This window comes from Bacteroides sp. AM07-18 (assembly GCF_003602695.1).
GTDB classification, from domain to species: Bacteria; Bacteroidota; Bacteroidia; order Bacteroidales; family Bacteroidaceae; genus Bacteroides; species Bacteroides uniformis.
Genome location: NZ_QTLM01000002.1, coordinates 1 through 24,548 on the forward strand (window position 1 = coordinate 1; position 24,548 = coordinate 24,548).

Annotated in this window: 23 protein-coding genes; 19 read left to right on the top strand and 4 right to left on the bottom strand. The window is 46.5% G+C overall.

The features are described from left to right. The first annotated feature begins 114 nt into the window (after positions 1 to 114). The 9 genes from DW096_RS03575 (at position 115) to DW096_RS03615 (ending at position 9,439) form a co-directional block, all read left to right on the top strand. Entirely contained in the window at positions 115 to 351 is a 237-nt protein-coding gene (locus DW096_RS03575) for a hypothetical protein (RefSeq protein WP_034523359.1), read from the top strand. 366 nt (positions 352 to 717) lie between these two features. Further along, entirely contained in the window at positions 718 to 2,214 is a 1,497-nt protein-coding gene (locus DW096_RS03580; protein ID WP_005835565.1) for a 2-isopropylmalate synthase, read from the top strand. Between the two features lie 42 nt (positions 2,215 to 2,256). Further along, the gene (gene leuC, locus DW096_RS03585) at positions 2,257 to 3,651 is read left to right on the top strand and encodes a 3-isopropylmalate dehydratase large subunit (RefSeq protein ID WP_118931052.1); all 1,395 of its coding nucleotides are present in this window, start codon (positions 2,257 to 2,259) and stop codon (positions 3,649 to 3,651) included. A gap of 109 nt (positions 3,652 to 3,760) precedes the next feature. Beyond that, on the top strand, positions 3,761 to 4,360 hold the full coding sequence (gene leuD, locus DW096_RS03590; protein WP_005826193.1) for a 3-isopropylmalate dehydratase small subunit: 600 nt from the start codon (positions 3,761 to 3,763) through the stop codon (positions 4,358 to 4,360). Beyond that, entirely contained in the window at positions 4,350 to 5,891 is a 1,542-nt protein-coding gene (locus DW096_RS03595) for an alpha-isopropylmalate synthase regulatory domain-containing protein (RefSeq protein WP_005826194.1), read from the top strand. The genes leuD and DW096_RS03595 overlap by 11 nt, the downstream gene beginning before the upstream one ends. Positions 5,892 to 5,903: 12 nt before the next feature. Then, positions 5,904 to 6,161 carry a hypothetical protein gene (locus DW096_RS03600; RefSeq protein WP_005835569.1) on the top strand — a complete coding sequence of 86 codons (258 nt, stop codon included), beginning with the start codon at positions 5,904 to 5,906 and terminating at the stop codon, positions 6,159 to 6,161. Further along, positions 6,151 to 7,212, top strand: a complete 1,062-nt coding sequence (leuB, locus tag DW096_RS03605) for a 3-isopropylmalate dehydrogenase (protein WP_005835570.1) — start codon at positions 6,151 to 6,153, stop codon at positions 7,210 to 7,212. The genes DW096_RS03600 and leuB overlap by 11 nt, the downstream gene beginning before the upstream one ends. A gap of 409 nt (positions 7,213 to 7,621) precedes the next feature. After that, positions 7,622 to 8,572, top strand: coding sequence for a cysteine synthase A (cysK, locus tag DW096_RS03610; RefSeq protein ID WP_035449638.1), 951 nt, complete (start codon positions 7,622 to 7,624; stop codon positions 8,570 to 8,572). 15 nt (positions 8,573 to 8,587) lie between these two features. Continuing rightward, complete coding sequence (locus DW096_RS03615) at positions 8,588 to 9,439, top strand: lipopolysaccharide assembly protein LapB (protein ID WP_118931051.1); 852 nt, start codon at positions 8,588 to 8,590, stop codon at positions 9,437 to 9,439. 3 nt (positions 9,440 to 9,442) lie between these two features. Here DW096_RS03615 and recQ read toward each other — a convergent pair whose 3' ends face one another. Continuing rightward, positions 9,443 to 11,254: a DNA helicase RecQ gene (gene recQ, locus DW096_RS03620; protein ID WP_008663984.1), complete on the bottom strand. Its 1,812-nt coding sequence runs from the start codon at positions 11,252 to 11,254 to the stop codon at positions 9,443 to 9,445. A 281-nt stretch (positions 11,255 to 11,535) separates the two neighbouring features. Here recQ and DW096_RS03625 point away from each other — a divergent pair, with 281 nt between their 5' ends. The 7 genes from DW096_RS03625 (at position 11,536) to DW096_RS03655 (ending at position 18,959) form a co-directional block, all read left to right on the top strand. Then, a complete protein-coding gene (locus DW096_RS03625; RefSeq protein ID WP_005826207.1) occupies positions 11,536 to 12,009 on the top strand; it encodes an AraC family transcriptional regulator in 474 nt (157 codons plus the stop codon). Positions 12,010 to 12,110: 101 nt separating this feature from the next. Further along, entirely contained in the window at positions 12,111 to 14,159 is a 2,049-nt protein-coding gene (locus tag DW096_RS03630) for a dihydrofolate reductase (RefSeq protein WP_118931050.1), read from the top strand. A 6-nt stretch (positions 14,160 to 14,165) separates the two neighbouring features. After that, on the top strand, positions 14,166 to 14,840 hold the full coding sequence (locus DW096_RS03635; RefSeq protein WP_005835579.1) for a DNA alkylation repair protein: 675 nt from the start codon (positions 14,166 to 14,168) through the stop codon (positions 14,838 to 14,840). 127 nt (positions 14,841 to 14,967) lie between these two features. Continuing rightward, the gene (locus tag DW096_RS03640; RefSeq protein ID WP_005835580.1) at positions 14,968 to 15,456 is read left to right on the top strand and encodes a Fur family transcriptional regulator; all 489 of its coding nucleotides are present in this window, start codon (positions 14,968 to 14,970) and stop codon (positions 15,454 to 15,456) included. Beyond that, positions 15,453 to 16,724, top strand: coding sequence for an adenylosuccinate synthase (locus tag DW096_RS03645; RefSeq protein ID WP_005826216.1), 1,272 nt, complete (start codon positions 15,453 to 15,455; stop codon positions 16,722 to 16,724). The genes DW096_RS03640 and DW096_RS03645 overlap by 4 nt, the downstream gene beginning before the upstream one ends. A gap of 102 nt (positions 16,725 to 16,826) precedes the next feature. After that, positions 16,827 to 18,131 (top strand): alpha-L-fucosidase, encoded by a 1,305-nt coding sequence (locus tag DW096_RS03650; RefSeq protein ID WP_005826218.1) that lies wholly within the window; start codon positions 16,827 to 16,829, stop codon positions 18,129 to 18,131. A gap of 141 nt (positions 18,132 to 18,272) precedes the next feature. Continuing rightward, positions 18,273 to 18,959: a zinc metallopeptidase gene (locus tag DW096_RS03655; protein WP_057089292.1), complete on the top strand. Its 687-nt coding sequence runs from the start codon at positions 18,273 to 18,275 to the stop codon at positions 18,957 to 18,959. 105 nt (positions 18,960 to 19,064) lie between these two features. Here the strand turns inward: DW096_RS03655 and DW096_RS03660 are convergent, their stop codons facing one another. Beyond that, positions 19,065 to 20,228: a transglutaminase domain-containing protein gene (locus DW096_RS03660; protein ID WP_022401585.1), complete on the bottom strand. Its 1,164-nt coding sequence runs from the start codon at positions 20,226 to 20,228 to the stop codon at positions 19,065 to 19,067. A gap of 132 nt (positions 20,229 to 20,360) precedes the next feature. On the opposite strand from DW096_RS03660, the gene hisS reads away from it, so the two are divergent. The 3 genes from hisS (at position 20,361) to DW096_RS03675 (ending at position 22,816) form a co-directional block, all read left to right on the top strand. Next, complete coding sequence (gene hisS / locus DW096_RS03665; RefSeq protein WP_016273161.1) at positions 20,361 to 21,722, top strand: histidine--tRNA ligase; 1,362 nt, start codon at positions 20,361 to 20,363, stop codon at positions 21,720 to 21,722. 146 nt (positions 21,723 to 21,868) lie between these two features. Next, complete coding sequence (locus tag DW096_RS19375; protein ID WP_008663974.1) at positions 21,869 to 22,027, top strand: hypothetical protein; 159 nt, start codon at positions 21,869 to 21,871, stop codon at positions 22,025 to 22,027. A 48-nt stretch (positions 22,028 to 22,075) separates the two neighbouring features. Then, complete coding sequence (locus DW096_RS03675) at positions 22,076 to 22,816, top strand: EFR1 family ferrodoxin (protein WP_118931049.1); 741 nt, start codon at positions 22,076 to 22,078, stop codon at positions 22,814 to 22,816. Position 22,817: 1 nt separating this feature from the next. Here DW096_RS03675 and DW096_RS03680 read toward each other — a convergent pair whose 3' ends face one another. Next, on the bottom strand, positions 22,818 to 23,522 hold the full coding sequence (locus DW096_RS03680) for a LytTR family DNA-binding domain-containing protein (RefSeq protein WP_057098180.1): 705 nt from the start codon (positions 23,520 to 23,522) through the stop codon (positions 22,818 to 22,820). Beyond that, complete coding sequence (locus DW096_RS03685; RefSeq protein WP_022401582.1) at positions 23,491 to 24,543, bottom strand: sensor histidine kinase; 1,053 nt, start codon at positions 24,541 to 24,543, stop codon at positions 23,491 to 23,493. Before DW096_RS03685 ends, DW096_RS03680 begins: the two co-directional genes overlap by 32 nt. Positions 24,544 to 24,548 lie beyond the last annotated feature (5 nt).

A 24,548-nucleotide genomic window follows, 5' to 3' on the forward strand; every position in this document is an offset into this window, starting at 1 on the left:
GCCTCCGTGTCTGATAAGGATACGGAGGCTTTGTTCGTTTTTGGCGGTCTCATAAACTTTTCTTATATTTGCGCCGAACTAATTTTATATCAACGTTTAAAGCAAATTGAAAGTATGAAGACTAAAGTTTTATTGGCTGCCGTTGCGGTAGCGTTTTCTTTCGCAGTGACATCTTGTGGCAACAAAAAGGCTGCAGATTCTAATGCAACTGAGGCAGATTCTTGCTGTGCTGCAAAAACAGAACAAGTATGTGACTCTGCAAAGGCATGTTGCCAGGCTGCTGATTCAGCAGCGTGTCCTAAGGCTGCATGTGATGGTGCCAAGTGTGACAAACCTTGTGAGAAGAAGTAATTCAGAACTTGTATTGAACTGAAGAATAAGGAAAGGCGTACCTTGAGGTACGCCTTTTTTTGTGATATATTTCAGCGATAAATGAATACAAACTTATAAAATGATATTTTTTATCGGAAAAAAGTAACGAATTTGTTTGTGTGGTACGAAATAATATCTACCTTTGCAACGTCAAAACAAAAAAGAAGATGATTCAGAACTTTACATATATTCTACTGTGTGGTATTATTATTCTACTGGCAAAGTTTAGTGGAAGTGAGTGCTGTGCGTGAATATATATGTAAGATGCAATGATATATGAAGCCTTTCTCACTTCCAAGTGTGAAAGGCTTTTTTTATGGAACATAAATTAAATACAATAAAGCAATGAGTGACAAATTATTTATTTTCGACACAACGCTCCGCGATGGCGAGCAGGTTCCGGGATGCCAATTGAATACAGTGGAAAAGATTCAGGTAGCCAGACAACTGGAAGCCCTGGGGGTGGACGTGATTGAAGCCGGATTTCCGATTTCAAGTCCGGGAGATTTCAATTCGGTCATTGAGATATCAAAAGCTGTGACATGGCCCACCATCTGTGCCTTGACACGTGCCGTACAGAAAGATATTGATGTGGCGGCAGAGGCTTTGCAGTTTGCCAAGCATAAACGTATCCATACTGGTATCGGTACATCTGACTCGCACATTAAATATAAATTTAATTCCAATCGCGAGGAAATAATAGAGCGTGCAGTGGCTGCCGTAAAGTATGCACGTAAGTATGTGGATGATGTAGAGTTCTATGCCGAAGATGCAGGCCGAACGGATAATGAATATTTGGCACGGGTGGTAGAAGCTGTTATCAAGGCAGGTGCGACTGTGGTGAATATTCCCGATACAACGGGGTATTGCTTGCCTGATGAGTATGGCGCGAAGATAAGATATCTGATGGAACATGTCAACGGTATTCATAATGCCATTATTTCTACTCATTGCCACAATGACTTGGGCATGGCTACTGCCAATACAATGGCTGGCGTACTGAATGGTGCCCGCCAGGTGGAGGTAACCATCAATGGTATTGGTGAACGTGCCGGCAATACTTCTCTTGAGGAAGTGGCGATGATTATCAAATGTCACAAGGACATAGAAATCGAGACCAACATCAATACACAGAAGATTTATCCAACCAGCCGTATGGTGTCTAGCCTGATGAACATGCCGGTGCAGCCCAACAAGGCTATTGTAGGTCGCAATGCTTTTGCCCATTCGTCGGGTATCCACCAGGATGGTGTGTTGAAGAATGTACAGACTTACGAAATCATTGACCCGCATGATGTGGGTATTGATGATAATTCCATCGTATTGACAGCCCGTAGCGGACGTGCAGCCTTGAAGAATCGTTTGTCGATATTGGGAGTACAACTGGATCAGGAGAAGTTGGACAAAGTGTATGAAGAGTTCTTGAAACTTGCCGATAAGAAGAAGGATATCAACGATGATGATATTCTGGTATTGGCAGGGGCAAACCGTACGCAGAACCACCGTATCAAACTGGAATATCTTCAGGTGACCAGTGGGGTGGGGGTTCGTTCGGTTGCCAGCTTGGGATTGAACATCTCTGGCGAGAAGTTTGAAGCCGCCGCCAGTGGAAACGGTCCGGTAGACGCTGCTATCAAGGCTTTGAAGAAGATTATTGACCGCCATATGACATTGAAGGAATTCACTATCCAGGCTATCAGCAAGGGTAGCGACGATATGGGTAAGGTACATATGCAGGTGGAATACGATAATCATATTTATTATGGGTTCGGTGCCAATACGGATATTATCGCGGCATCAGTGGAAGCGTACATCGACTGTATCAATAAGTTCAAGATGTGATTTTAATCGTAAATTGTAAATAGCTAAATTGTACATAAAGAGATGAATACATTATTTGATAAAATCTGGGATGCCCATGTGGTACAGAAAGTGGAAGACGGTCCCACACAGCTTTATATTGACCGGCTTTATTGTCATGAAGTAACCAGCCCGCAAGCCTTTTCAGGATTGCGCGAACGTGGAATCAAGTGTTTCCGTCCGGAAAAGATTTTCTGTATGCCCGACCATAACACGCCGACGCATGACCAGGACAAGCCGATTGAAGACCCGGTTTCAAAGACTCAGGTAGATACACTGGCCAAGAATGCGGAAGAGTTTGGATTGACCCATTTCGGCATGATGGACAAGAAGAACGGAATTATCCATGTAGTAGGTCCGGAACGCGGGCTGACCCTGCCTGGCATGACCATTGTCTGCGGTGACTCGCATACTTCCACCCACGGGGCGATGGGAGCAGTGGCTTTCGGTATCGGTACGAGTGAGGTGGAAATGGTAATGGCCTCGCAATGTATCCTTCAGACCCGTCCTAAGACAATGCGCATCACTGTCGACGGCAAACTTGGCAAGGGAGTGACGGCAAAAGATGTAGCATTGTATATGATGTCGAAGATGACGACCAGCGGCGCTACGGGATATTTCGTGGAATATGCCGGAGAAGCTGTGCGTGGTCTGACTATGGAAGGCCGTCTGACCTTGTGCAATCTGAGTATAGAGATGGGTGCCCGCGGCGGTATGGTTGCTCCGGATGAGACCACTTTCGAGTACATCAAAGGACGCGAATATGCTCCGAAGGGTGAGGCATGGGACAAGGCATTGGCCTATTGGAAAACATTGAAGAGTGATGAGGATGCAGTGTTCGACAAGGAAGTCCGTTTTGCTGCCGAAGATATTGAACCGATGATTACATACGGTACCAACCCGGGCATGGGTATGGGTATCACACAACATATTCCTACTACCGAAGGCATGGGAGAAGCTGCCCGGACCTCTTTCATGAAGTCTATTAGCTATATGGGTTTCCAACCGGGAGAACCTTTGCTGGGTAAGAAGGTTGACTATGTGTTTTTGGGTGCCTGCACCAATGGACGCATTGAGGATTTCCGTGCATTTGCCTCCATTGTGAAAGGCCGTCGGAAAGCCGAGAATGTAGTGGCATGGCTGGTTCCGGGCTCCTGGATGGTAGATGCACAGATTCGCGAAGAGGGACTGGACAAGATTTTGGAAGAGGCCGGTTTTGCCATTCGCCAACCGGGTTGTTCTGCTTGCCTGGCAATGAACGACGATAAGGTGCCTGCCGGAAAGTATGCAGTGTCTACCAGTAACCGTAATTTTGAAGGACGCCAGGGACCGGGTTCCCGAACACTGCTTGCCAGCCCGCTTGTAGCTGCAGCAGCGGCAGTGACTGGAGTAATTACTGACCCGAGAACGCTGATTTGATGTACGATTGGACGATTTACGATTAAAATTACTTCGTAAATCAAACATCGTTCAACAAAGGTAAATCAAGAGTATTTTCAATCGTAAATTGTAAATCGTAAATACAAAGATGAAGACAAAATTTGATATAATAACCAGTACTTGTGTGCCTCTTCCATTAGAGAATGTGGATACAGACCAGATAATCCCTGCACGTTTTCTGAAAGCTACTACCCGTGAGGAAAAGTTCTTCGGAGATAATTTATTCCGCGATTGGCGCTATCATCCGGACGGTTCTCTGAACAAGGACTTTGTTTTGAACAATCCCACTTACGGTGGACAGATTCTGGTGGCGGGAAAGAACTTCGGTTCCGGTTCCAGCCGTGAGCATGCTGCATGGGCCATTGCCGGTTACGGTTTCCGCGTGGTGGTATCGAGTTTCTTTGCCGATATACACAAGAACAATGAACTGAACAACTTTGTGCTTCCGGTGGTGGTAAGTGAGCCGTTCCTGAAAGAGTTGTTCGACTCTATCTCTGCCAATCCGAAGATGGAAGTGGAAGTGAATCTGCCCGAACAGACCATCACCAACAAAGCTACGGGCAAGATCGAACATTTTGAAATCAATGCCTACAAGAAACATTGTCTGATGAATGGCTTGGATGACATCGATTTTCTGGTTGAGAATAAAGATAAGATAGAAGCTTGGGAGAATAAAAATGAAGCATAATCATCCGAAGATAGAAATCATGGACACTACGCTCCGCGACGGTGAACAGACCAGCGGAGTCTCCTTTGTGCCCCATGAGAAGCTGATGATTGCCCGTTTGTTACTGGAGGAATTGAAGGTAGACCGGGTGGAGGTGGCTTCTGCGCGGGTATCCGAAGGAGAGTTTGATGCCGTAAAAATGATTTGTGACTGGGCGGCACGCCGTAATCTGTTGCCAAGAGTAGAAGTGCTTGGCTTTGTAGATGGCCACACGTCGGTGGACTGGATACATGCGACCGGTTGCCGTGTCATCAATCTGCTGTGCAAAGGCTCGCTGAAGCATTGCACCTACCAGTTGAAGAAGACTCCCGAAGAGCATATCGAGGATATTCTGTCCGTAGTGGATTACGCCAACGAGCAGGATATGGTAGTGAATGTCTATCTGGAAGACTGGAGCAACGGCATGAAAGATTCTCCGGAATATGTGTTCCGTCTGATGGACGCCTTGGAGCAGACCAATATCCGCCGCTATATGTTGCCTGACACGTTGGGCGTATTGAACCCGCTGCAGGTCATCGAGTTCATGCGCAAGATGGTGAAACGCTATCCGCATGCCCATTTTGACTTCCATGCCCACAATGACTATGACCTTGCCGTGAGCAATGTGCTTGCCGCCGTACTTAGCGGTTGCAAGGGACTGCATACTACCATTAACGGCCTGGGCGAACGCGCCGGCAATGCTCCGCTTGCCAGTGTGCAGGCTATCCTGAAAGACCACTTCAATGCCATTACCAACATTGACGAAAGCCGCCTGAACGACGTAAGCCGTGTGGTGGAGTCCTACTCGGGCATCGTCATTCCCGCCAATAAACCGATTGTTGGCGAGAATGTATTTACCCAAGTGGCAGGCGTCCATGCCGACGGTGACAATAAAAGTAACCTCTACTGCAACGACCTCCTGCCCGAACGCTTTGGTCGCAAGCGAGAGTATGCCCTGGGCAAGAACAGCGGTAAAGCCAATATCCGGAAGAATCTGGAGGACTTGGGGTTACAACTGGATGAAGATGCCATGCGCAAAGTGACCGAACGCATCATTGAGTTGGGCGACAAGAAAGAGCTGGTGACGCAAGAAGACCTGCCCTATATCGTTTCGGACGTACTGAAGCACGGAATGGCAGAAGAACGCGTCAGCCTTAAGAGCTATATTGTGAATCTGGCGTATGGATTGAAGCCGATGGCTACGTTGAAGATAGAAATTAACGGAAAGGAATATGAGGAAAGTTCCAGTGGAGATGGCCAGTATGATGCTTTTGTGCGCGCCTTGCGCAAGATATATAAAGTGACACTGGGTCGTAAGTTCCCGATGCTGACGAACTATGCCGTGACCATTCCTCCCGGTGGGCGTACCGATGCCTTTGTGCAGACGGTTATTACCTGGAGTTTTGAAGATACGATATTCCGTACACGCGGATTGGACGCAGACCAGACGGAAGCGGCCATCAAGGCGACGGTGAAGATGCTGAATATCATAGAAGACGAATACGAATCATAAAAAATGGATCTCATGGAGAAAAAGAAATCGTTTTTTGAGAGGCGTCCTTATGTATGCTATGCGTTGTATGCAGGCTTGCTTTTTGCTTTCAACCTCTTTCTGCGTTGGTGGAGCGGCGAGTTGGATGCGGACGAGTATCTTATGTCAGCCATCAATACCCTTATATTGACAGCAGGTTTTGTGTGGGGTGATCGGTATCGCCGCAAGAATCTTGCAAACAAAAAGAAGATAGATGAACTTTTAAATAATAAAGAAAACAATGGATTTTAAAATTGCAGTGTTGGCCGGTGACGGTATCGGCCCCGAAATCTCTACCGTAGGCGTGGATGTGATGACTGCCGTGTGTGAGAAGTTCGGACATAAAGTGAACTATGAATATGCCATCTGCGGTGCAGACGCGATAGACAAGGTGGGTGACCCGTTTCCCGAAGCCACTTATGAGGCTTGTAAAAATGCGGATGCTGTATTGTTCTCTGCCGTAGGTGACCCGAAATTCGACAATGACCCTACTGCCAAAGTGCGTCCCGAGCAGGGCTTGCTGGCTATGCGCAAGAAACTGGGACTGTTTGCCAACATCCGTCCCGTGCAGACCTTCAAATGTCTGCTCCATAAGTCTCCCCTTCGTGCGGAACTGGTGGATGGTGCCGATTTCCTTTGCATCCGCGAATTGACCGGTGGCATGTACTTCGGTGAGAAATACCAGGACAATGACAAGGCGTATGATACGAACATGTATACCCGTCCTGAGATTGAGCGTATCCTGAAAGTCGGATTTGAATATGCCATGAAACGCAGTAAACATCTTACGGTGGTGGATAAAGCCAATGTGCTTGCCTCTTCCCGTCTTTGGAGACAGATTGCCCAGGAGATGGCACCGCAGTACCCCGAGGTGACAACCGACTATATGTTTGTGGACAACGCCGCCATGAAGATGATTCAAGAGCCGAAATTCTTTGACGTAATGGTTACGGAAAATACGTTTGGTGATATTTTGACGGACGAGGGTTCCTGCATCAGTGGCTCTATGGGATTGCTGCCTTCTGCTTCTACGGGAGAGAGTACGCCGGTATTCGAACCTATCCATGGTTCCTGGCCGCAGGCGAAAGGCTTGAATATAGCCAATCCGCTGGCGCAAATTTTGTCTGTAGCCATGCTTTTCGAATACTTCGACCTGAAAGAGGAGGGGGCGTTGATTCGTAAGGCAGTTGATGCTTCACTCGATGCGAATGTACGTACACCGGAGATTCAAGTAGAAGGTGGCGACAAATACGGTACCAAGGAAGTGGGCGCGTGGATTGTAGACTATCTTAAGAAGTCTTGATAACAGTGTCTCATTACCGTTCTGTTCATCAGTAACTTCTCACTGCAAAGTTCTGCAAACCTTTTGCAGTGTCACTGCAAAGCTGTTACAGTTGCGCTGCAAAGCAGTTGCAGTACCACTGCAAACCTATTTGCAGTAACGCTGCAGCTCGTTTGCAGTACTACTGCAAAAAGCATGCACCATCTTTGCAGTGGGAAGTCGCTGATTGTCAGATATGGTTCTTCCTCCTCATCCTGCCTTCTTCAATCGTTTCATATCCTTTCATCCTCTTTATTCGTGTTAAGCTTTGATAGATGGCAGTATAATCTTTCCTTTCCCGCACGGTTTATTTCTTGGAATTTCCATATCTTTGTCAGCATATCCATGTTACATAAGTGTGTACGGGAAGAATGTATTAGACAGTGAGATTATGGCGAAAATTGCAAAGAACCTGACGGAGTTGATTGGGCATACTCCTTTGATGGAATTGGCTGAATACAGTCGTAAATACGGATTGAAAAGAAATATTGTGGCTAAGCTGGAATCTTTTAATCCGGCGGGAAGCGTGAAGGACCGTGTGGCATTTGCCATGATTGAGGATGCCGAGGCACGTGGGGCTTTGAAACCCGGAGCCACGATTATTGAACCTACCAGTGGCAATACCGGCGTGGGACTGGCGATGGTAGCAACCATCAAGGGATATCATTTGATATTGACCATGCCGGAGACCATGAGTGTGGAACGCCGTAATCTGTTGAAAGCCTTGGGTGCGGAGATTGTACTGACCGACGGACTGGCAGGTATGGCCGGCTCCATTGCCAAAGCGAAAGAATTGCGGGATGCGATACCTGGTGCGGTTATTCTGCAGCAGTTTGAGAATCCCTCCAATGCCAAGGCTCATGAACATACTACGGGGGAAGAAATCTGGACGGACACGGATGGTAAAGTGACTGTTTTTGTTGCCGGTGTGGGTACGGGCGGTACGGTCTGTGGAGTGGCGCGTGCCTTGAAGAAACATAATCCGGATGTCTATGTTGTGGCTGTAGAACCGGCCTCCTCTCCGGTTCTGGAAGGAGGGGAAGACGCACCGCACCGCATCCAGGGGATTGGGGCCAATTTTATTCCTTCCATTTATGATGCTTCTGTAGTAGACGAGATTATTCCGGTGCCCGATGACGAGGCCATTCGTGGAGGACGAGAGCTGGCTTCTACGGAAGGCTTGCTGGCGGGCATCTCATCCGGTGCGGCGGTATATGCGGCACGGTTGCTGGCCGAACGCCCTGAATTTGCGGATAAAATGATTGTTGCCCTACTGCCCGATACGGGGGAACGCTATTTGTCAACAGAACTGTTCGCTTTCGATACCTATCCTTTGGAATAAATACTGAACTACTATATGAAGAAACTTATTTTTTCTTTCTTCTTGTGTGGAGCCACGATGTTCCCTGCCTTTTCACAAACCTATCAGGAACTGAGCGAACGTGCGGTTGCAGCCACGGAGCAAGACAGCTTGTCATTGGCCGAAAAATACATTGAACAAGCTTTGAAAATGGAGCCCGCCAATCCTCATAACGCTTTGCTGTTCTCCAACTTGGGTACGATACAACGTCGGCAGCACCGGTATGAGCAGGCCCTTGACTCGTATACTCTGGCATTGAACATTGCTCCGCGTGCCATACCTGCCCTGATGAATCGTGCCGCTCTTTACCTTGAGTTGGGGAAGGATGATTTGGCCCGGATAGACTATTCTTTGGTGCTGGATATAGAAAGCGATAATCAGGAAGCCTTGCTGATGCGTGCCTATATCTATATGCGGCAGCGCAACTATAATTTTGCAAAGTCTGATTATGAACGTCTGCTGAAACTTGCCCCCCAGAGTTACAATGGCCGTCTGGGGTTGGCTACACTGGAGCAGAAGGAGGGCAAATATGAAGCGGCGCTTTCGATATTGAATGCCATGATTGCAGAAAAAGGAGGAGAAGCTACCCGGCTGACTACCCAGCAATATGCCGTACTTTACGTAGCACGTGCGGGTGTAGAGCAGGATATGAAACATGTGGACCTGGCCATGATGGACTTGGAAGAAGCCATCAAGCTGGATACTTCGCAGACAGAAGCCTACTTGATACGGGGGCAAATTTACCTTTCTCAAAAGAAAAAGGAGTTGGCAAAACGTGACTTCGAAAAGGCCATTTCACTTGGCGTGCCGCAAGGTGACCTCAGGGATTTACTGTTACAGTGTAAATAATATTCAACTGTATTTCCGTATCAGTTCCACAAACTCTTTTCCGTATTTCTTCTTTTTATATTCACCGATACCGCTGATATTACCAAATTCTTCTATGGTAGTGGGGCGGGAGGCGCTGAGTAGGTGGAGCACTTTGTCGGACAGTACGATATAGGCAGGAAGTGCTTCCTGGTCGGCAAGGCGTTTGCGGAGAGTGCGGAGAGCCTCGAAAAGTTCCCCACTTTCTGTATTGGGCAATCCCAATGGCAATTCTTTGGTTGGAACTGTAGCCTTGCGTTTACGGCCTCTTGTAGCTTGTACAGCTTCCTCGCGGCGGATGGTGACAAGCAGGGCGCGTGCTCTGCCAAACAAGACATCTGTTCCGCTTTGAGTGATTTTCAGGTGGTTGTTTTCATTGTAGGCTATTTCGAAATAACCGAGCTGTAACATTTGCAGCAGGTAGTCATGCCAATCTCTGGGGGGGACTTCGCGCCCGGCTCCAAAGGTCTTGAGTCGATGGTATCCTCTTTCTGTAACTTCAGAACTCATGTTTCCTCGGAGGATGTCCACTAAAATACCGGTTCCTATCTGTTGCTCGGAACGCGCGATTGCACTAAGTGCCTTTTGTACGATTATTGTACCATCGAAACGTTCGGGGGGATTTTTGCATACATCACAGTTTCCACAGTCGCAGGTCGTATTTTCACCGAAATAACTTAACAGAATGCGACGGCGGCAGATATCTGCTTCCGCATATTGCTGCATACGTTGCAGCTTTTCCAGGTTGATGCTTTGTTGCCCGCTGTCTGTTGCGAATTTAGTGAGCAGAATGAGGTCGGCCAGTGAATAGAACAAAAGGGTGTCACTGGGCATTCCGTCTCGTCCGGCACGTCCTATTTCCTGATAGAAACTTTCAATGCTTTTGGGCAAATTGTAATGAATTACCCAGCGCACATTGCTTTTGTCAATTCCCATTCCAAAGGCAATGGTGGCGCATACCACTTGCACGCGGTCATTGATGAAGTCGTCTTGTGCTTCATCTCTTCGTGCCGGCGACAGTCCTGCATGATAGACCGCCGACTTTATCCCTTGTTTTTGAAGCATTTGTGCCACTGTTTCAGCCTTGCTGCGGCTCATGCAATAAATGATGCCGCTCTCTCCCGGATGGCGGGCGATGAAGTCGAGGATGGCTTTGCTTTTTTCCTTCTGCTGGTAACCTCTTTTTACGGTGAGACTCAGGTTGGGACGGTCGAAAGATGAAATGAAAATTCTCGGTTGGTTGAGGTGTAGCTGTTTAATAATATCTTCACGGGTTATTTTATCGGCTGTGGCAGTAAGTGCAATGATGGGAACCTGGGGAAACAGTTGGTGAAGGATGCCCATCTGTGTATATTCCGGACGGAAATCGTGTCCCCATTGTGAGATGCAGTGAGCTTCATCAATGGCGAAAAGGGAAATATGCATATCCCTTAACAGATAGTTGGCTTCCGCCAATAATTTTTCAGGAGAAATATATAGCAGTTTCAGCTTGCCTTCCATGCATGCACGTCGTAGGGAAGCATTCTCTGTTTCATCATTATTGCTGTTCAGTGCACCGGCCGCGATACCGTTTGCACAGAGCGTTTCCACTTGGTCCTTCATCAAGGAAATGAGCGGAGAAACCACTACCGCCGTGCCTTCACTCAATAGGGCGGGAAGTTGGTAGCAGATGGACTTTCCACCTCCCGTAGGCATCAGTACCAATGCGTCTTTACGGTCCATCAGATGGCGTATGATGTCTTCTTGTAAGGGGCGGAAACTGTCGTAACCGAAATATGTCTTGAGCGTTTGTAGCATAATCTGGCAGTATGGATTTCTTCCGGCAAAGGTACACTAATTATTGCATATACTACAAATGGAAAGTCATCAAGATTTTGTATCATATGAGTTTCTGCAAAAGGTTAAAGTTTCTTATTAATGGCTGAATTGACCTACTTTTCAACCTTTTTCGTTGTTTATTTATCAAAAATATATACGGGAAAAGTTGTGTATTAAAAAAAAATGTCTGACTTTTGTAAAGTCTAAGGGGCTAACCCTTTGGCTTTTCCGATTTTAAACAACCCTAACCAGTTAATTCAATGAGTGATTTAGAAAACAATGCCCAGGAAAAAGGAACGAAGAAACGTCCTTACAACCTGCGCGAAAAGAAAGAAAAGGATGCTGCCTACCGTTCTTTGATAAGGCCGGAATTGGCAGATGAGTTGTATGACAAGATATTGAATATCGTTGTTGTACAAAAGAAGTACAGAGATGCTGATTATTCCGCTAAGGATTTGGCGAAAGAATTGCAGACCAATACTCGCTATTTGTCTGCAGTGGTGAATTCACGCTTCGGCATGAACTATTCTTGCCTGCTGAATGAATATAGAGTAAAAGAAGCGCAGCATTTGTTGACAGACAAAAGATATGCTGACAAGAATGTAGAGGAGATCAGTACGATGGTCGGCTTTGCAAACCGTCAGTCTTTTTATGCTGCTTTCTATAAAAATGTAGGTGAGACTCCTAATGGATATCGTAAAAGACACGCAGAAAAAGAAGCTAAGAAGAAATAATTCTGTATGACTGAATGAATAAAAAGGAAATATTCCGGAACAGTTGTTTCGGGATACTTCCTTTTCTTCTTTTTTAATACCAATCTATATACTCCCGACACATGAAGAAACAACTAATTTCTATGGTGACTGCCCTTTCTCTATTGACGGCTTGTGGCGGAAATCCGAAAACAACTGCTGAGGCAGAAAAAATTGACTATACAGTGGAACAATTTGCAGATTTACAGATTTTACGTTACCGCGTACCAGGTTTTGAGGATTTGTCCCTCAAACAAAAAGAATTGGTTTATTATTTGACGGAAGCGGCTTTGCAGGGCAGAGACATTCTTTTCGACCAGAATGGCAAGTATAACCTGACGATTCGCCGGATGCTGGAAGCTGTCTATACCGGCTATAAGGGAGATAAGAATACTCCTGATTTCAAGGCTATGGAAGTGTACCTCAAGCGGGTATGGTTCTCTAACGGCATTCATCATCACTATGGCAGCGAAAAGTTCGTTCCGGGATTTACTCCCGAATTCTTCAGGCAGGCTGTACAGAGTGTGGATGCAGCTACGTTGCCGCTTGCCGAAGGACAGACTGTGGAACAACTGTGCGAGGAAGTGTTCCCCGTTATTTTCGACCCCACGGTGATGCCCAAACGGGTGAACCAAGCTGCCGGTGAAGATTTGGTTTTGACTTCCGCATGCAATTATTACGATGGCGTGACGCAGCAGGAGGCCGAAGATTTCTATAATGCCTTGAAGAATCCGCAGGATGAAACTCCCGTTTCCTATGGTTTGAATAGCCGTTTGGTGAAAGAGGATGGCAAGATTCAGGAGAAAGTATGGAAAGTGGGGGGCTTGTATGGACAGGCACTTGAAAAGATTGTCTACTGGCTGAAGAAGGCAGAAGGAGTTGCCGAGACTCCCGAGCAGAAGGCGGTGATAGCCAAACTGATGGAATTCTATGAAACCGGCGATTTGAAGACATTCGATGAATATGCCATTTTGTGGGTGAAGGATTTGAACTCACGCATTGACTTTGTGAACGGTTTTACCGAAAGTTATGGTGACCCGCTCGGCATGAAGGCAAGCTGGGAATCTCTGGTGAATTTTAAAGATTTGGAAGCTACCCAGCGTACAGAGTTGATAAGCGGCAATGCACAGTGGTTTGAGGACCATTCGCCGGTAGACGGACAATTCAAGAAGGAGAAAGTGAAAGGGGTGTCTGCCAAGGTAATCACGGCGGCTATTCTGGCCGGTGACTTGTATCCTGCAACTGCTATCGGCATCAACCTGCCCAATGCCAACTGGATACGTAGCCATCATGGTTCGAAATCCGTTACAATCGGTAACATTACAGATGCTTATAATAAGGCAGCTCATGGCAACGGGTTCAATGAGGAGTTTGTGTACAGTGATGCAGAGCTTCAACTGATTGATAAGTACGCAGATGTGACAGATGAACTGCATACTGACCTGCATGAATGTTTGGGACATGGTTCCGGTAAATTGCTCCCGGGTGTGGCCCCGGATGCGTTGAAGGCATATGGTTCTACTATCGAAGAAGCGCGCGCCGACTTGTTCGGACTCTACTACGTGGCCGACCCGAAGCTGGTGGAACTGGGGCTTACTCCAAGTGCGGATGCTTATAAGGCTCAATACTACGCCTATCTGATGAATGGTTTGATGACACAGCTTGTACGTATCGAGCCGGGTAACAATGTAGAAGAAGCCCATATGCGCAACCGTCAGCTCATAGCCCGCTGGGTGTACGAGAAAGGTGCGGCGGAGAAGGTTGTGGAATTGGTAAAGAAGGATGGGAAGACGTACGTCGTGATAAACGATTATGAGAAAGTGCGTGACTTGTTTGGCCGGTTGCTTGCCGAGATACAGCGTATCAAGTCCACCGGTGACTATGCCGGTGCCCATGATTTGGTGGAAGCCTATGCCGTGAAAGTCGATCCCGCTTTGCATGCCGAAGTGCTGGAACGCTACAAGAAGCTGAATCTTGCGCCGTATAAGGGGTTCGTCAATCCCAAGTATGAAGTGGTGACGGATGCCGACGGTACTATAACAGATGTGACAGTGACTTATGATGAAGGTTATGCGGAACAGATGTTGCGTTATAGCAAAGACTATTCTACATTGCCTTCTGTCAATAAATGATGAACTATGATAGATACTAAAGAGCAGCTGCATCAGCGGCTGAAAGATATAAAGACACAGCTCCGTCTCTCAATGAACGGGGCTGTGTCCCAAAGTATGCGTGAGAAAGGGCTGGTATATAAGCTGAACTTTGGCGTGGAGTTGCCCCGTATCAAGGGTATTGCTGCCGGTTACGAGAAGGACCACTCTCTGGCTCAAGCTTTGTGGAAAGAAGATATCAGAGAGTGCAAAATATTGGCGGGACTTTTACAGCCGGTAGAGAGTTTCCTGCCCGAGATAGCCGATATCTGGGTGGAAGATATCCGTAATATCGAGATTGCAGAACTTACCTGCATGAATTTATTCCAACATCTTCCTTATGCGCCTGCCAAGTCCTTCCATTGGATTGCAAGCGAGGACGAATACACGCAGGTTTGCGGCTTCCTCACCATAGCCCGTCTATTGATGAAGAAAGGGGATATGAACGAACGGGTTGAAAATGAGTTCCTCGACCAGGCAATAACGGCTTTTTTGTCGGGCTCCTATCATGTACGCAATGCAGCCATGACTGCTATCCGCCGCTTTATGCAGCAAAATGAGGAAAATTCTTTTCAAGTTTGCCGCAGAGTGGAGGGTATGGACAATTCTTCTTCTGATGTAGAACAATTACTATACAATCTTGTAAAAGAGGAGGTTTGTTAGATTAGTTCTATGGTTATAGAGACTGATGCGGTAAGGGAATATTTCCCTTATCGCAATTTTTATCTCTTTCTCGTTTGCTTTCCACAAAAAAGGATTAACTTTGTTGGCTGTAAAACTGCGCCGTCAAATGGAAAGTCAGAATGTGAAAGATACAGTTAGGCAGATATTCACTGAATATCTGAATGCGAACGGGCATCGGAAGACTCCCGAACGTTATGCTATACTTGACACCATTTACTCCATAGACGGTCATTTTGATATCGACACGCTCTATTCACTGATGGCCGACCAGGAGAACTTCCGCGTCAGCCGTGCAACGCTTTACAATACCATCATTTTGCTTATAAATGCTCGTCTGGTCATCAAGCATCAGTTCGGCAACTCTTCCCAATACGAAAAATCTTATAATCGCGATACGCACCATCACCAGATATGCACCCAGTGCGGAAAGGTGACCGAGTTTCAGAACGAGGAGTTGCAACATGCCATTGAGAATACCAAACTGAGCCGTTTTAATCTTACGCACTATTCCTTATATATGTATGGGTTGTGCAGCAAGTGTGACCGGGCCAATAAACGGAAGAAAAAGAATAATAACCATAAAAAAGAAAAATGAAAGTAGACGTATTATTAGGATTACAATGGGGCGACGAAGGCAAAGGCAAAGTCGTTGATGTGTTAACTCCGAGATACGATGTCGTAGCTCGTTTCCAGGGCGGACCGAATGCCGGACATACACTCGAGTTTGAAGGGCAGAAGTATGTGCTCCGTTCCATTCCGTCTGGAATATTCCAGGGAGACAAGGTGAATATCATCGGTAACGGAGTGGTGCTTGACCCGGCTCTCTTCAAAGCGGAAGCCGAATCATTGGAAGCGTCCGGCCATAACTTGAAGGAACGCTTGCACATTTCCAAGAAAGCACACCTCATTCTGCCGACTCACCGCATACTGGATGCTGCATACGAAGCAGCCAAAGGCGATGCAAAGGTAGGAACGACCGGAAAAGGCATCGGACCGACTTACACGGATAAAATCAGCCGTAACGGTGTGCGTGTAGGCGACATTCTGCATGACTTTGACAAGAAGTATGCAGCGGCCAAGGCCCGTCATGAGCAAATCTTGAAAGGCTTGAACTATGAGTATGACATTACCGAAATGGAGAAGGCATGGTTCGAAGGTATCGAATACTTGAAACAATTCCAGTTGGTGGATAGCGAACACGAGATGAACAATCTGCTGGCTGCCGGCAAGTCTGTATTGTGCGAAGGTGCGCAGGGGACAATGTTGGACATTGATTTCGGTTCTTATCCGTTTGTAACGTCTTCCAATACGGTTTGTGCAGGTGCTTGTACCGGTCTGGGTATTGCTCCCAACAAGATTGGTGAGGTATATGGGATTTTCAAAGCCTATTGTACGCGCGTAGGTGCCGGTCCGTTCCCGACGGAATTATTCGACAAGACCGGTGACCAGATTTGCACGCTGGGTCATGAGTTCGGTTCTGTGACAGGACGTAAGCGCCGTTGTGGCTGGATTGACCTGGTGGCATTGAAATATGCCATTATGGTAGACGGGGTTACCAAACTGATTATGATGAAGAGCGATGTGCTCGATTCTTTTGAAACCATTAAGGCTTGTGTAGCTTACAAGATGGATGAGGAAGAGATTGATTACTTCCCGTTCGATATCAATGAGACTGTTGAACCGGTTTATGTAGAGCTACCCGGTTGGCAGACGGATATGACCAAGATGCAGAGTGAAGATGAGTTCCCGGAAGAATTCAATGCATATTTGTCATTCCTGGAAGAACAGCTTGGTGTGCCCATCAAGATTGTTTCTCTGGGACCGGACCGTGAGCAGACCATCGAACGGTATACAGAGGAATAATAAAACAAACAGATAACCTTAGACACGGATTACACGGATTTCGCGGCTTCATCTGAAGAACCGTGGGTGTCCGGATAATCCGTGCCTTTTTTATTTATTGCCATGAAAACACGTCTTTTGTCTTTTTTACTGTTGTTTCTTCTTGTGTGCTCCGCACAGTCGCAGACTTACCAGCCGACGGAGGAGAACCTGAAATCCCGTCAGGAGTTTCGGGACAATCGCTTCGGTATCTTCCTGCATTGGGGGATATACAGTATGCTGGCTACCGGAGAATGGACCATGACGAACAAGAACCTTAATTATAAGGAGTATGCCAAACTGGCGGGAGGTTTCTATCCTGCCAAATTCGATGCTGCCAGATGGGTGTCAGCCATTAAGGCGTCCGGGGCAAAGTATATCTGCTTTACATCCCGGCATCACGATGGCTTTTCTATGTTCCACACACGCTTTTCCGATTACAATATTGTGGATGCTACCCCTTTTAAGCGGGATATTCTGAAAGAATTGGCGGACGAGTGCCACAAGCAAGGTATTCGTCTGCATCTCTACTATTCGCACATCGACTGGTATCGCGAAGATGCTCCGTGGGGACGCACCGGACGTGGAACGGGACGACCGAATCCGAAGGGCGACTGGAACAGCTACTATAAATTCATGAACAACCAGCTGACCGAGCTGCTCACCAATTATGGAAAAATAGGTGCCATTTGGTTTGATGGCTGGTGGGACCAGGACCAGAATCCGGATTTTGACTGGCAACTGCCCGGGCAATATGCCATGATACACCGCCTGCAACCGGCTTGCTTGGTTGGGAACAACCATCATCAAGCACCGTTTGCCGGCGAGGACATCCAGATATTCGAGCGCGACCTGCCGGGAGAGAACCGTGCCGGTCTTTCCGGGCAGGATATCAGCGCCTTGCCCCTTGAAACCTGCGAGACGATGAATGGAATGTGGGGATATAAGATTACGGACCAGGATTATAAATCCACCAAAACGCTGATACATTACCTGGTGAAGGCTGCGGGTAAAGATGCCAATCTGCTGATGAATATCGGTCCTCAGCCGGACGGTGAGCTGCCTGCTGTTGCATTGGAGCGTCTGGCAGAAGTAGGGGAATGGATGAAGGTATACGGTGAAACCATCTACGGAACCCGTGGCGGCTGCATTGCTCCGCATCCTTGGGGAGTCACTACACAAAGAGAAAATAAATTATACGTGCATATTCTCGAATTGCAGGATAAGGCTCTCTTCCTGCCGTTGGAAGGCAAGAAAGTGAGGAAGGCAGTGGGGTATGCCGACCGTCTTCCAGTGAAGTTCCGTAAGTGTGAAGGAGGGGTGATGCTCTACTTGCCGGAGGTTCCGACGGATATTGATAAAGTGATAGAGGTGGAGATTGAAAAATAAATTATAAATCAGAAATCTTTAATTCTTCCTAAAAGATAAAGGAAACGCTGGCATTGCTCACCGTTTCCTTTTATTTTTGGCAGACTATTTGTTATACAATAAGAAACGACTGATTTATTCACAATTTAAAGAAAGAAAATTATGGGAACAGGAATGATATGGATTATTTTTATCGGTATTGCCGCCGTTAGCTGGCTGGTACAGATGAATCTTCAGAACAAATTCAAGAAGTACTCTAAAATCCCTACTGGCAACGGAATGACGGGAGCGGACGTGGCTTTGAAGATGCTGCACGACAATGGCATCTACGATGTGACTGTGACGCATACTCCCGGACATCTGACCGACCATTATAATCCTGCCAATAAGACAGTAAACTTGAGTGAGAGTGTTTATAGCAGTAACAGCATCATGGCTGCTGCCGTTGCAGCCCACGAATGTGGTCACGCCGTGCAGCATGCACGCGCATACGCTCCGTTGACAATGCGCAGCAAACTGGTGCCGGTAGTCTCTTTTGCCTCACAGTGGATGACGTGGTTGCTGCTGGCAGGTATCTTGATGCTGAACTCCTTTCCGCAACTGTTGCTGGCGGGCATTATACTGTTTGCATTGACAACTTTATTCAGCTTCATCACCTTGCCGGTGGAAATCAATGCAAGTAAGCGTGCGCTGGTATGGCTTAGCAATTCCGGCATTACGAATTCATATAATCATGCGCAAGCGGAAGATGCACTCCGCTCGGCTGCCTATACGTATGTAGTGGCTGCTCTCGGTTCGCTTGCTACCCTGATTTATTATATCATGATATTCCTGGGACGCAGAGATTAAACACATGATGCAGACATAAAAAACAGACCATCTGTTCACCCGAAACAGATGGTCTGTTTACATTAAATAGATGATGTGTCTCTGCCGGATGCATCATCTGTTTTTTTATTCCTGATAGGGCGACTGCCAGAACCAGGCATCGTCATTGACCACGTACTTGGCTTGGAAGAAGTTTTCTGCATTAGGGTCTGAGGGGCAAAGCAGTACATCGTCTGCTTTTATGCTATAGAGATTCTTGGCCATATAGCTGTCTAAATAATATTCTTTGGTAATCTTCTGCTGGTTGTTCCAGTTGGCTTCTTCATTTAGGATTACCGGACGACCGTCTCGCAGGCGTTCGCGCACTTCTTGCACACTTAGCATGATGCCGTTTTCATCCATCACCCAGGCATTGTTGGTGGGGTCTACCCATATCCATTTATCCAAGGTATTGGAATAAACTACGTCAATGGAATGGCATTCGCCAATGTATTTTTGGGGTAATCCGCTGATGTGGCGTGCCTTAAATCCCATGGACAGATAACAATCCTTCAGTACATGGGCAAGACCTCCGCAATGCAGACCTCGCGCACCGCCTTTGCAAGCTTCTGCCCATTTTATGATGTTGCTGCCTGCCGGACTTTCATGGTTTCCGTCATGTTTTATGGTATTGTGTATATAAGTCAGTATGTTCTTTATTTTTGATAATTCGTCGCCTGCGCCTGCCACACTGTCCAACTTGAAGTATTGGCGTACCTCTACTAAATACTTGTTGTTGGGATTGATGTATTCGAAGCGCGGGAGTGTATCAGGGCGCTCATTGTGGGTGTATCCCGGTGCTTTTTGAAGAATGTCGAGGTAGTCACCCACTTTCTTCACTTTGGCAAGCACTGCCTTGAAGCGTTTATCGCTGCGCAGGTTGTCTAAGTCGGTATCATTCATCATGTGGTTGTAATCTTGAAATCCATTGTCGTAGGCCAGTTCTAAATTTTTGATGGCTTCACCTTTTTTCTTTAACAAGGATTGGAAGCAGGCTAAATTGTAGTAATAGGACTGTATGAGCCAGCTGTACTTTTTCTGAGTGTTCTCGTCTTGTTCTTTGAACAGAGTTATCAAAGCCTTACCGTTCTTTTCGGCTTCTTTATAGTTTTTCTCATTGACGGCTTGTTGCAGCTTTTGTGCGATGGCTTCTTCTTTTTGGTCGAAGTCTTTAGCGTTGTCGGATTGTGCCCGGCTAACACCGATGCCGCATAGCAACAACATGCAGAATAAAATCAGTCTCTCTTTCATAGATGTGTAAGTTTGAAGTTTGTTTTGGTCGTTTTTATGCGACGGTAATGATACAAAGGTAAACATTCTCTTTTCTTAATCAATAAAATACTGTAACTTTGTCGTCCGATTTTTAAAATAATTGAACTGATTATGGCAGCAAAACCAAGTATTCCGAAAGGAACCCGTGACTTCTCGCCCGTAGAAATGGCGAAGCGTAACTATATATTCAATACGATTCGTGAGGTGTATCACCTCTATGGCTTCCAGCAGATAGAAACGCCCTCGATGGAAATGCTTTCTACCTTGATGGGGAAGTATGGTGAGGAAGGCGACAAGCTTTTGTTCAAGATACAGAATTCCGGTGATTACTTTTCCGGACTTACGGATGAAGAACTGTTGAGCCGTAATGCTCCGAGACTTGCCTGCAAGTTTTGCGAGAAAGGTTTGCGCTATGACCTTACAGTACCTTTTGCCCGCTACGTGGTGATGCACCGCGATGAAATAACTTTTCCTTTCAAACGTTATCAGATACAGCCCGTGTGGCGCGCCGACCGTCCGCAAAAAGGACGCTATCGTGAGTTCTATCAGTGCGATGCCGATGTGGTAGGCAGTGATTCCTTGCTGAATGAGGTGGAGCTGATGCAGATTGTCGATACGGTATTTACCCGCTTCGGCATCCGTGTTTGTATCAAGATTAACAACCGTAAGATATTGAGTGGCATTGCCGAAATCATCGGTGAGTCTGACAAGATTGTTGATATTACTGTGGCCATTGATAAGTTGGATAAGATAGGTCTGGACAATGTCAATGCCGAGTTGAAAGAGAAAGGCATCAGTGACGAGGCTATCGCCAAACTGCAACCTATCATTTTGTTGAGCGGAAGTAATGAAGAGAAACTTGCAACTCTGAAGGAAGTTCTTGCTGTCAGCGAGACCGGACTGAAGGGCGTGGAGGAAAGTGAATTTATCCTTTCCACCTTAAAGAACCTTGGCTTGAAGAACGAAATCGAGCTGGATTTGACATTGGCCCGTGGCTTGAATTACTATACCGGTGCCATCTTCGAAGTAAAGGCGCTGGATGTGCAAATCGGCAGTATTACTGGTGGAGGACGCTATGACAACTTGACGGGTGTATTCGGTATGTCCGGTGTCAGTGGTGTCGGTATCTCGTTCGGTGCAGACCGTATCTTTGATGTGCTGAACCAGCTTGACCTTTATCCGAAAGAAGCGGTGAACGGTACTCAGTTACTGTTTATCAACTTTGGTGAGAAAGAGGCCGCATTCTCAATGAATGTATTGACTGAAGTGCGTGCGGCAGGCATCCGTGCCGAGATTTTCCCCGATGCAAGCAAGATGAAGAAACAGATGGGGTATGCGAACTCCAAAGCCATCCCGTTTGTGGCCCTGGTGGGTGAGAATGAAATGAATGAAGGTAAGGTGACATTAAAAAACATGGAGACCGGAGAGCAGAAAATGGTCACTCCCCAAGAGCTGGTTAGCGAACTGAAATAATAAAAACTGAAATACATTTAAAAAGGAGCACAAAATTGCTCCTTTTTTTGTATATTTATGGCACAAATATAGGTATTTGTAATAGTGGCGTAGGAGAAATGAAACATCCTGCATTTATCTTTGTACTGACAAAAAAGGAGGTTCTTATGGTTTCTGTTGAGCTTAAGCAAGAAAAACACAATGCCCTCGTCAGTTTCCTGATGATTGTCATAGCGGCATTGTTCCTGCTCTATATGGGCAGTTCATTGGTACATTCTACAAAAGCGTTCTGGGAAAATTATTCCATAGAAGAGCTGCTGGAATAGAAGGAATTCAAGTCAAATCACTACCTTTGTCGGCAAAACATATTGCCGATGATACTTTATTTTACCGCAACCGGAAACTCACGCTGGATTGCAGAATTGCTTGCAGAGGCTATGCATGATACTGCCGTCAGCATTGTTGATTGCCTTAAGCAAGGCTCGATACCCGCAGGACTGTCGACAGCTGACAGACTGGGTATTGTTTTTCCGGTACACTCATGGTATGCACCCCGTGTCTTGATTGATTTTTTGTCGCAGCTCCGGTTGCCGGACTGCTGTTACCGTTATGCCGTGTGTACATGCGGGGACGATATGGGAAAGGGAATGAACCGCCTGGCGGAACATTTTCCGTTGGATGCAGCCTGGTCTGTTGCAATGCCCAATACCTATGTACCGATGTTCAATTTGGACGATGGGGCGCTTTGCCGTAAGAAGATAGAGAATGCACGGCATGCCATTGCTTCGATTGCGGCGGATGTCATTGCACGGAAAAAGGTTTGGAGCGTGCATGAAGGCGGTGCTGCCTGGTTGAAAACGTATGTAGTGAATCCTTTGTTTGTACGTTTTACCATTGGTACCAAGGGATTTCATGTAGATGAAGGCTGTGTCTCTTGCGGAATATGCAGAAAGTCTTGTCCGGTAGGCAATATCAGGATGGTAGATGGACGTCCGGTGTGGGGAAAGCAGTGCATTCACTGCATGGCGTGCCTGCATGCTTGTCCCCAGGAGGTGATACAGTATGGAAAAACGACACGGAAGAAGGGGCGGTACCGGTTGACCGACTACTTATAGGCTATCGGGATATCAACTTGTCCTTCAATAGGGCATTCAGTACCTCATCGCGTAGGTTGCGGGCTATCGGTATCTTGTGTGTCCCTATGATGAGCATATTCCCTTCTATGGCTTGTACTTTGCTTGTCTGCACAATGTAGGAGCGGTGTACTTGTATAAACAGGTTGTCGGGCAGAAATTCCAATAAACTCTTTAGGGGAGAATAGGTGATTTCCTTTGAGGAGGAAGTATGTATCAATACGTAGTTGCCCATACTTTCTATGAACAGAATATCCTGGATGGTCACCTTCTTGAGCAGTTTGTCTGTCTTTACGAAGAGGTAAGGCTCGGGAGTGGATTCTTGCTCTTTCTGTAGCAGTTCATGCACTCTGTTCACCGCTTTCAAAAAGCGGTCGAAGGGAATGGGCTTGAGCAGATAATCGGTTACATTCAGCTCATATCCTTTCAATGCATACTGCTCGTAGGCTGACGTGATGATGACTTTGGGAGGATTATGGATACCGCTTAGAAAATCAATGCCGTTGATGTAGGGCATTTCTATGTCCATAAACAGCAACTCTGGCTGTTCTTTTTTCAACAGCTCGTTCAGTTGCAGGGCGTTCTCGCATTCTCCTGTCAAAGTCAGGAAATCTGTTTTTTCAATGTAACCGCGCAATCCTTTGCGTGCAATCGGTTCATCGTCGGTTATCACACATTTTATTTTCATAGGGTGTCAGTTCAATGGTGAGTTCTGCAAAGAAAGTGTTTTCTTCGGGACATATCTTTAATAGGTGTCTGCCGGGATATAGAATCTGCAGGCGCTTCTTCATATTTTCAATTCCCAGGCCACTGCTCTTTTTACGGTGGGCGATTGCCGGTTGGTCTACAGAGTTCCATGCTGTAAAAACAAGCTTATTTTCAATAGCTTTCAAGGAAAAGTGAATCCAATAGGCTCCGCTGACATATTTGAAGGTATTTTCTACTAGAGGCTGGAATAGGAGAGGATGAATCTCCTGTGTGTGGAGGTGTTCGTCGTATTCCTCTGTAAGTACAAGTCGTTCACTCATCCGTAATCGCTGAAATTGGATGTATGCTTCCAGATAGTCGAGTTCTTGCTTTACGGTTACTTTCTGCTTGATGTCATACAGTTGATAGCGCAACAGTTCGGAAAGTAGCTCAATGGAGTGCTTGGCCTGCATGTTGGAGTCTTCTATCTGGAAATAGATGGTGTTCAGCGCATTGAAAAGGAAATGCGGATGATATTGGGATTTCAGTAGTTTGAGTTCTGTATCCAATTGCTCGTTTCGGAGCTTTTCCAACAGCAAGCTCTGGTGCTGGTAGTAATTGGATATTTCCTTGTTGCGGATGATTGTATAGTATAGTACGTTGAGGGGAACATAGATAATATTGACTAAGATATAGTCACTTATAGGTTGTCCTAATTCTATGAGTCCTAACACGTAGGTGATTGATAGGGTAACGTTGGTCGTTATGAACAGTCCGAGTGTTATGTACGAATACTCTTTGCCTATGGATATTTCTTTTCTGAATATGTATTTATGAAAGATGTTCCGGAGGCAGTAATCCACTATATAGCAAAGTAATATGGTCAAGAGCAGGGCACGTAGCTGGTTGTTGAAGTCAGGCCACCACTCGGTTCCCCGCGAAGGGTCCGTTGCCAGCCTCAGGAAATAGAACTCAATTACTCCTAGGATTAGGGGAGATACCCAACGTAGGAAATGCTTCATTCGGA

What these genes read in the sequence shown, in the direction of transcription:
- DW096_RS03575 (WP_034523359.1), top strand. Translation starts at nt 115, where the DNA reads ATGAAGACTAAAGTTTTATTGGCTGCCGTTGCGGTAGCGTTTTCTTTC.
- DW096_RS03580 (WP_005835565.1), top strand. Translation starts at nt 718, where the DNA reads ATGAGTGACAAATTATTTATTTTCGACACAACGCTCCGCGATGGCGAG.
- leuC (WP_118931052.1), top strand. Translation starts at nt 2,257, where the DNA reads ATGAATACATTATTTGATAAAATCTGGGATGCCCATGTGGTACAGAAA.
- leuD (WP_005826193.1), top strand. Translation starts at nt 3,761, where the DNA reads ATGAAGACAAAATTTGATATAATAACCAGTACTTGTGTGCCTCTTCCA.
- DW096_RS03595 (WP_005826194.1), top strand. Translation starts at nt 4,350, where the DNA reads ATGAAGCATAATCATCCGAAGATAGAAATCATGGACACTACGCTCCGC.
- DW096_RS03600 (WP_005835569.1), top strand. Translation starts at nt 5,904, where the DNA reads ATGGAGAAAAAGAAATCGTTTTTTGAGAGGCGTCCTTATGTATGCTAT.
- leuB (WP_005835570.1), top strand. Translation starts at nt 6,151, where the DNA reads ATGGATTTTAAAATTGCAGTGTTGGCCGGTGACGGTATCGGCCCCGAA.
- cysK (WP_035449638.1), top strand. Translation starts at nt 7,622, where the DNA reads ATGGCGAAAATTGCAAAGAACCTGACGGAGTTGATTGGGCATACTCCT.
- DW096_RS03615 (WP_118931051.1), top strand. Translation starts at nt 8,588, where the DNA reads ATGAAGAAACTTATTTTTTCTTTCTTCTTGTGTGGAGCCACGATGTTC.
- recQ (WP_008663984.1), bottom strand. Translation starts at nt 11,254, where the DNA reads ATGCTACAAACGCTCAAGACATATTTCGGTTACGACAGTTTCCGCCCC.
- DW096_RS03625 (WP_005826207.1), top strand. Translation starts at nt 11,536, where the DNA reads ATGAGTGATTTAGAAAACAATGCCCAGGAAAAAGGAACGAAGAAACGT.
- DW096_RS03630 (WP_118931050.1), top strand. Translation starts at nt 12,111, where the DNA reads ATGAAGAAACAACTAATTTCTATGGTGACTGCCCTTTCTCTATTGACG.
- DW096_RS03635 (WP_005835579.1), top strand. Translation starts at nt 14,166, where the DNA reads ATGATAGATACTAAAGAGCAGCTGCATCAGCGGCTGAAAGATATAAAG.
- DW096_RS03640 (WP_005835580.1), top strand. Translation starts at nt 14,968, where the DNA reads ATGGAAAGTCAGAATGTGAAAGATACAGTTAGGCAGATATTCACTGAA.
- DW096_RS03645 (WP_005826216.1), top strand. Translation starts at nt 15,453, where the DNA reads ATGAAAGTAGACGTATTATTAGGATTACAATGGGGCGACGAAGGCAAA.
- DW096_RS03650 (WP_005826218.1), top strand. Translation starts at nt 16,827, where the DNA reads ATGAAAACACGTCTTTTGTCTTTTTTACTGTTGTTTCTTCTTGTGTGC.
- DW096_RS03655 (WP_057089292.1), top strand. Translation starts at nt 18,273, where the DNA reads ATGGGAACAGGAATGATATGGATTATTTTTATCGGTATTGCCGCCGTT.
- DW096_RS03660 (WP_022401585.1), bottom strand. Translation starts at nt 20,228, where the DNA reads ATGAAAGAGAGACTGATTTTATTCTGCATGTTGTTGCTATGCGGCATC.
- hisS (WP_016273161.1), top strand. Translation starts at nt 20,361, where the DNA reads ATGGCAGCAAAACCAAGTATTCCGAAAGGAACCCGTGACTTCTCGCCC.
- DW096_RS19375 (WP_008663974.1), top strand. Translation starts at nt 21,869, where the DNA reads ATGGTTTCTGTTGAGCTTAAGCAAGAAAAACACAATGCCCTCGTCAGT.
- DW096_RS03675 (WP_118931049.1), top strand. Translation starts at nt 22,076, where the DNA reads ATGATACTTTATTTTACCGCAACCGGAAACTCACGCTGGATTGCAGAA.
- DW096_RS03680 (WP_057098180.1), bottom strand. Translation starts at nt 23,522, where the DNA reads ATGAAAATAAAATGTGTGATAACCGACGATGAACCGATTGCACGCAAA.
- DW096_RS03685 (WP_022401582.1), bottom strand. Translation starts at nt 24,543, where the DNA reads ATGAAGCATTTCCTACGTTGGGTATCTCCCCTAATCCTAGGAGTAATT.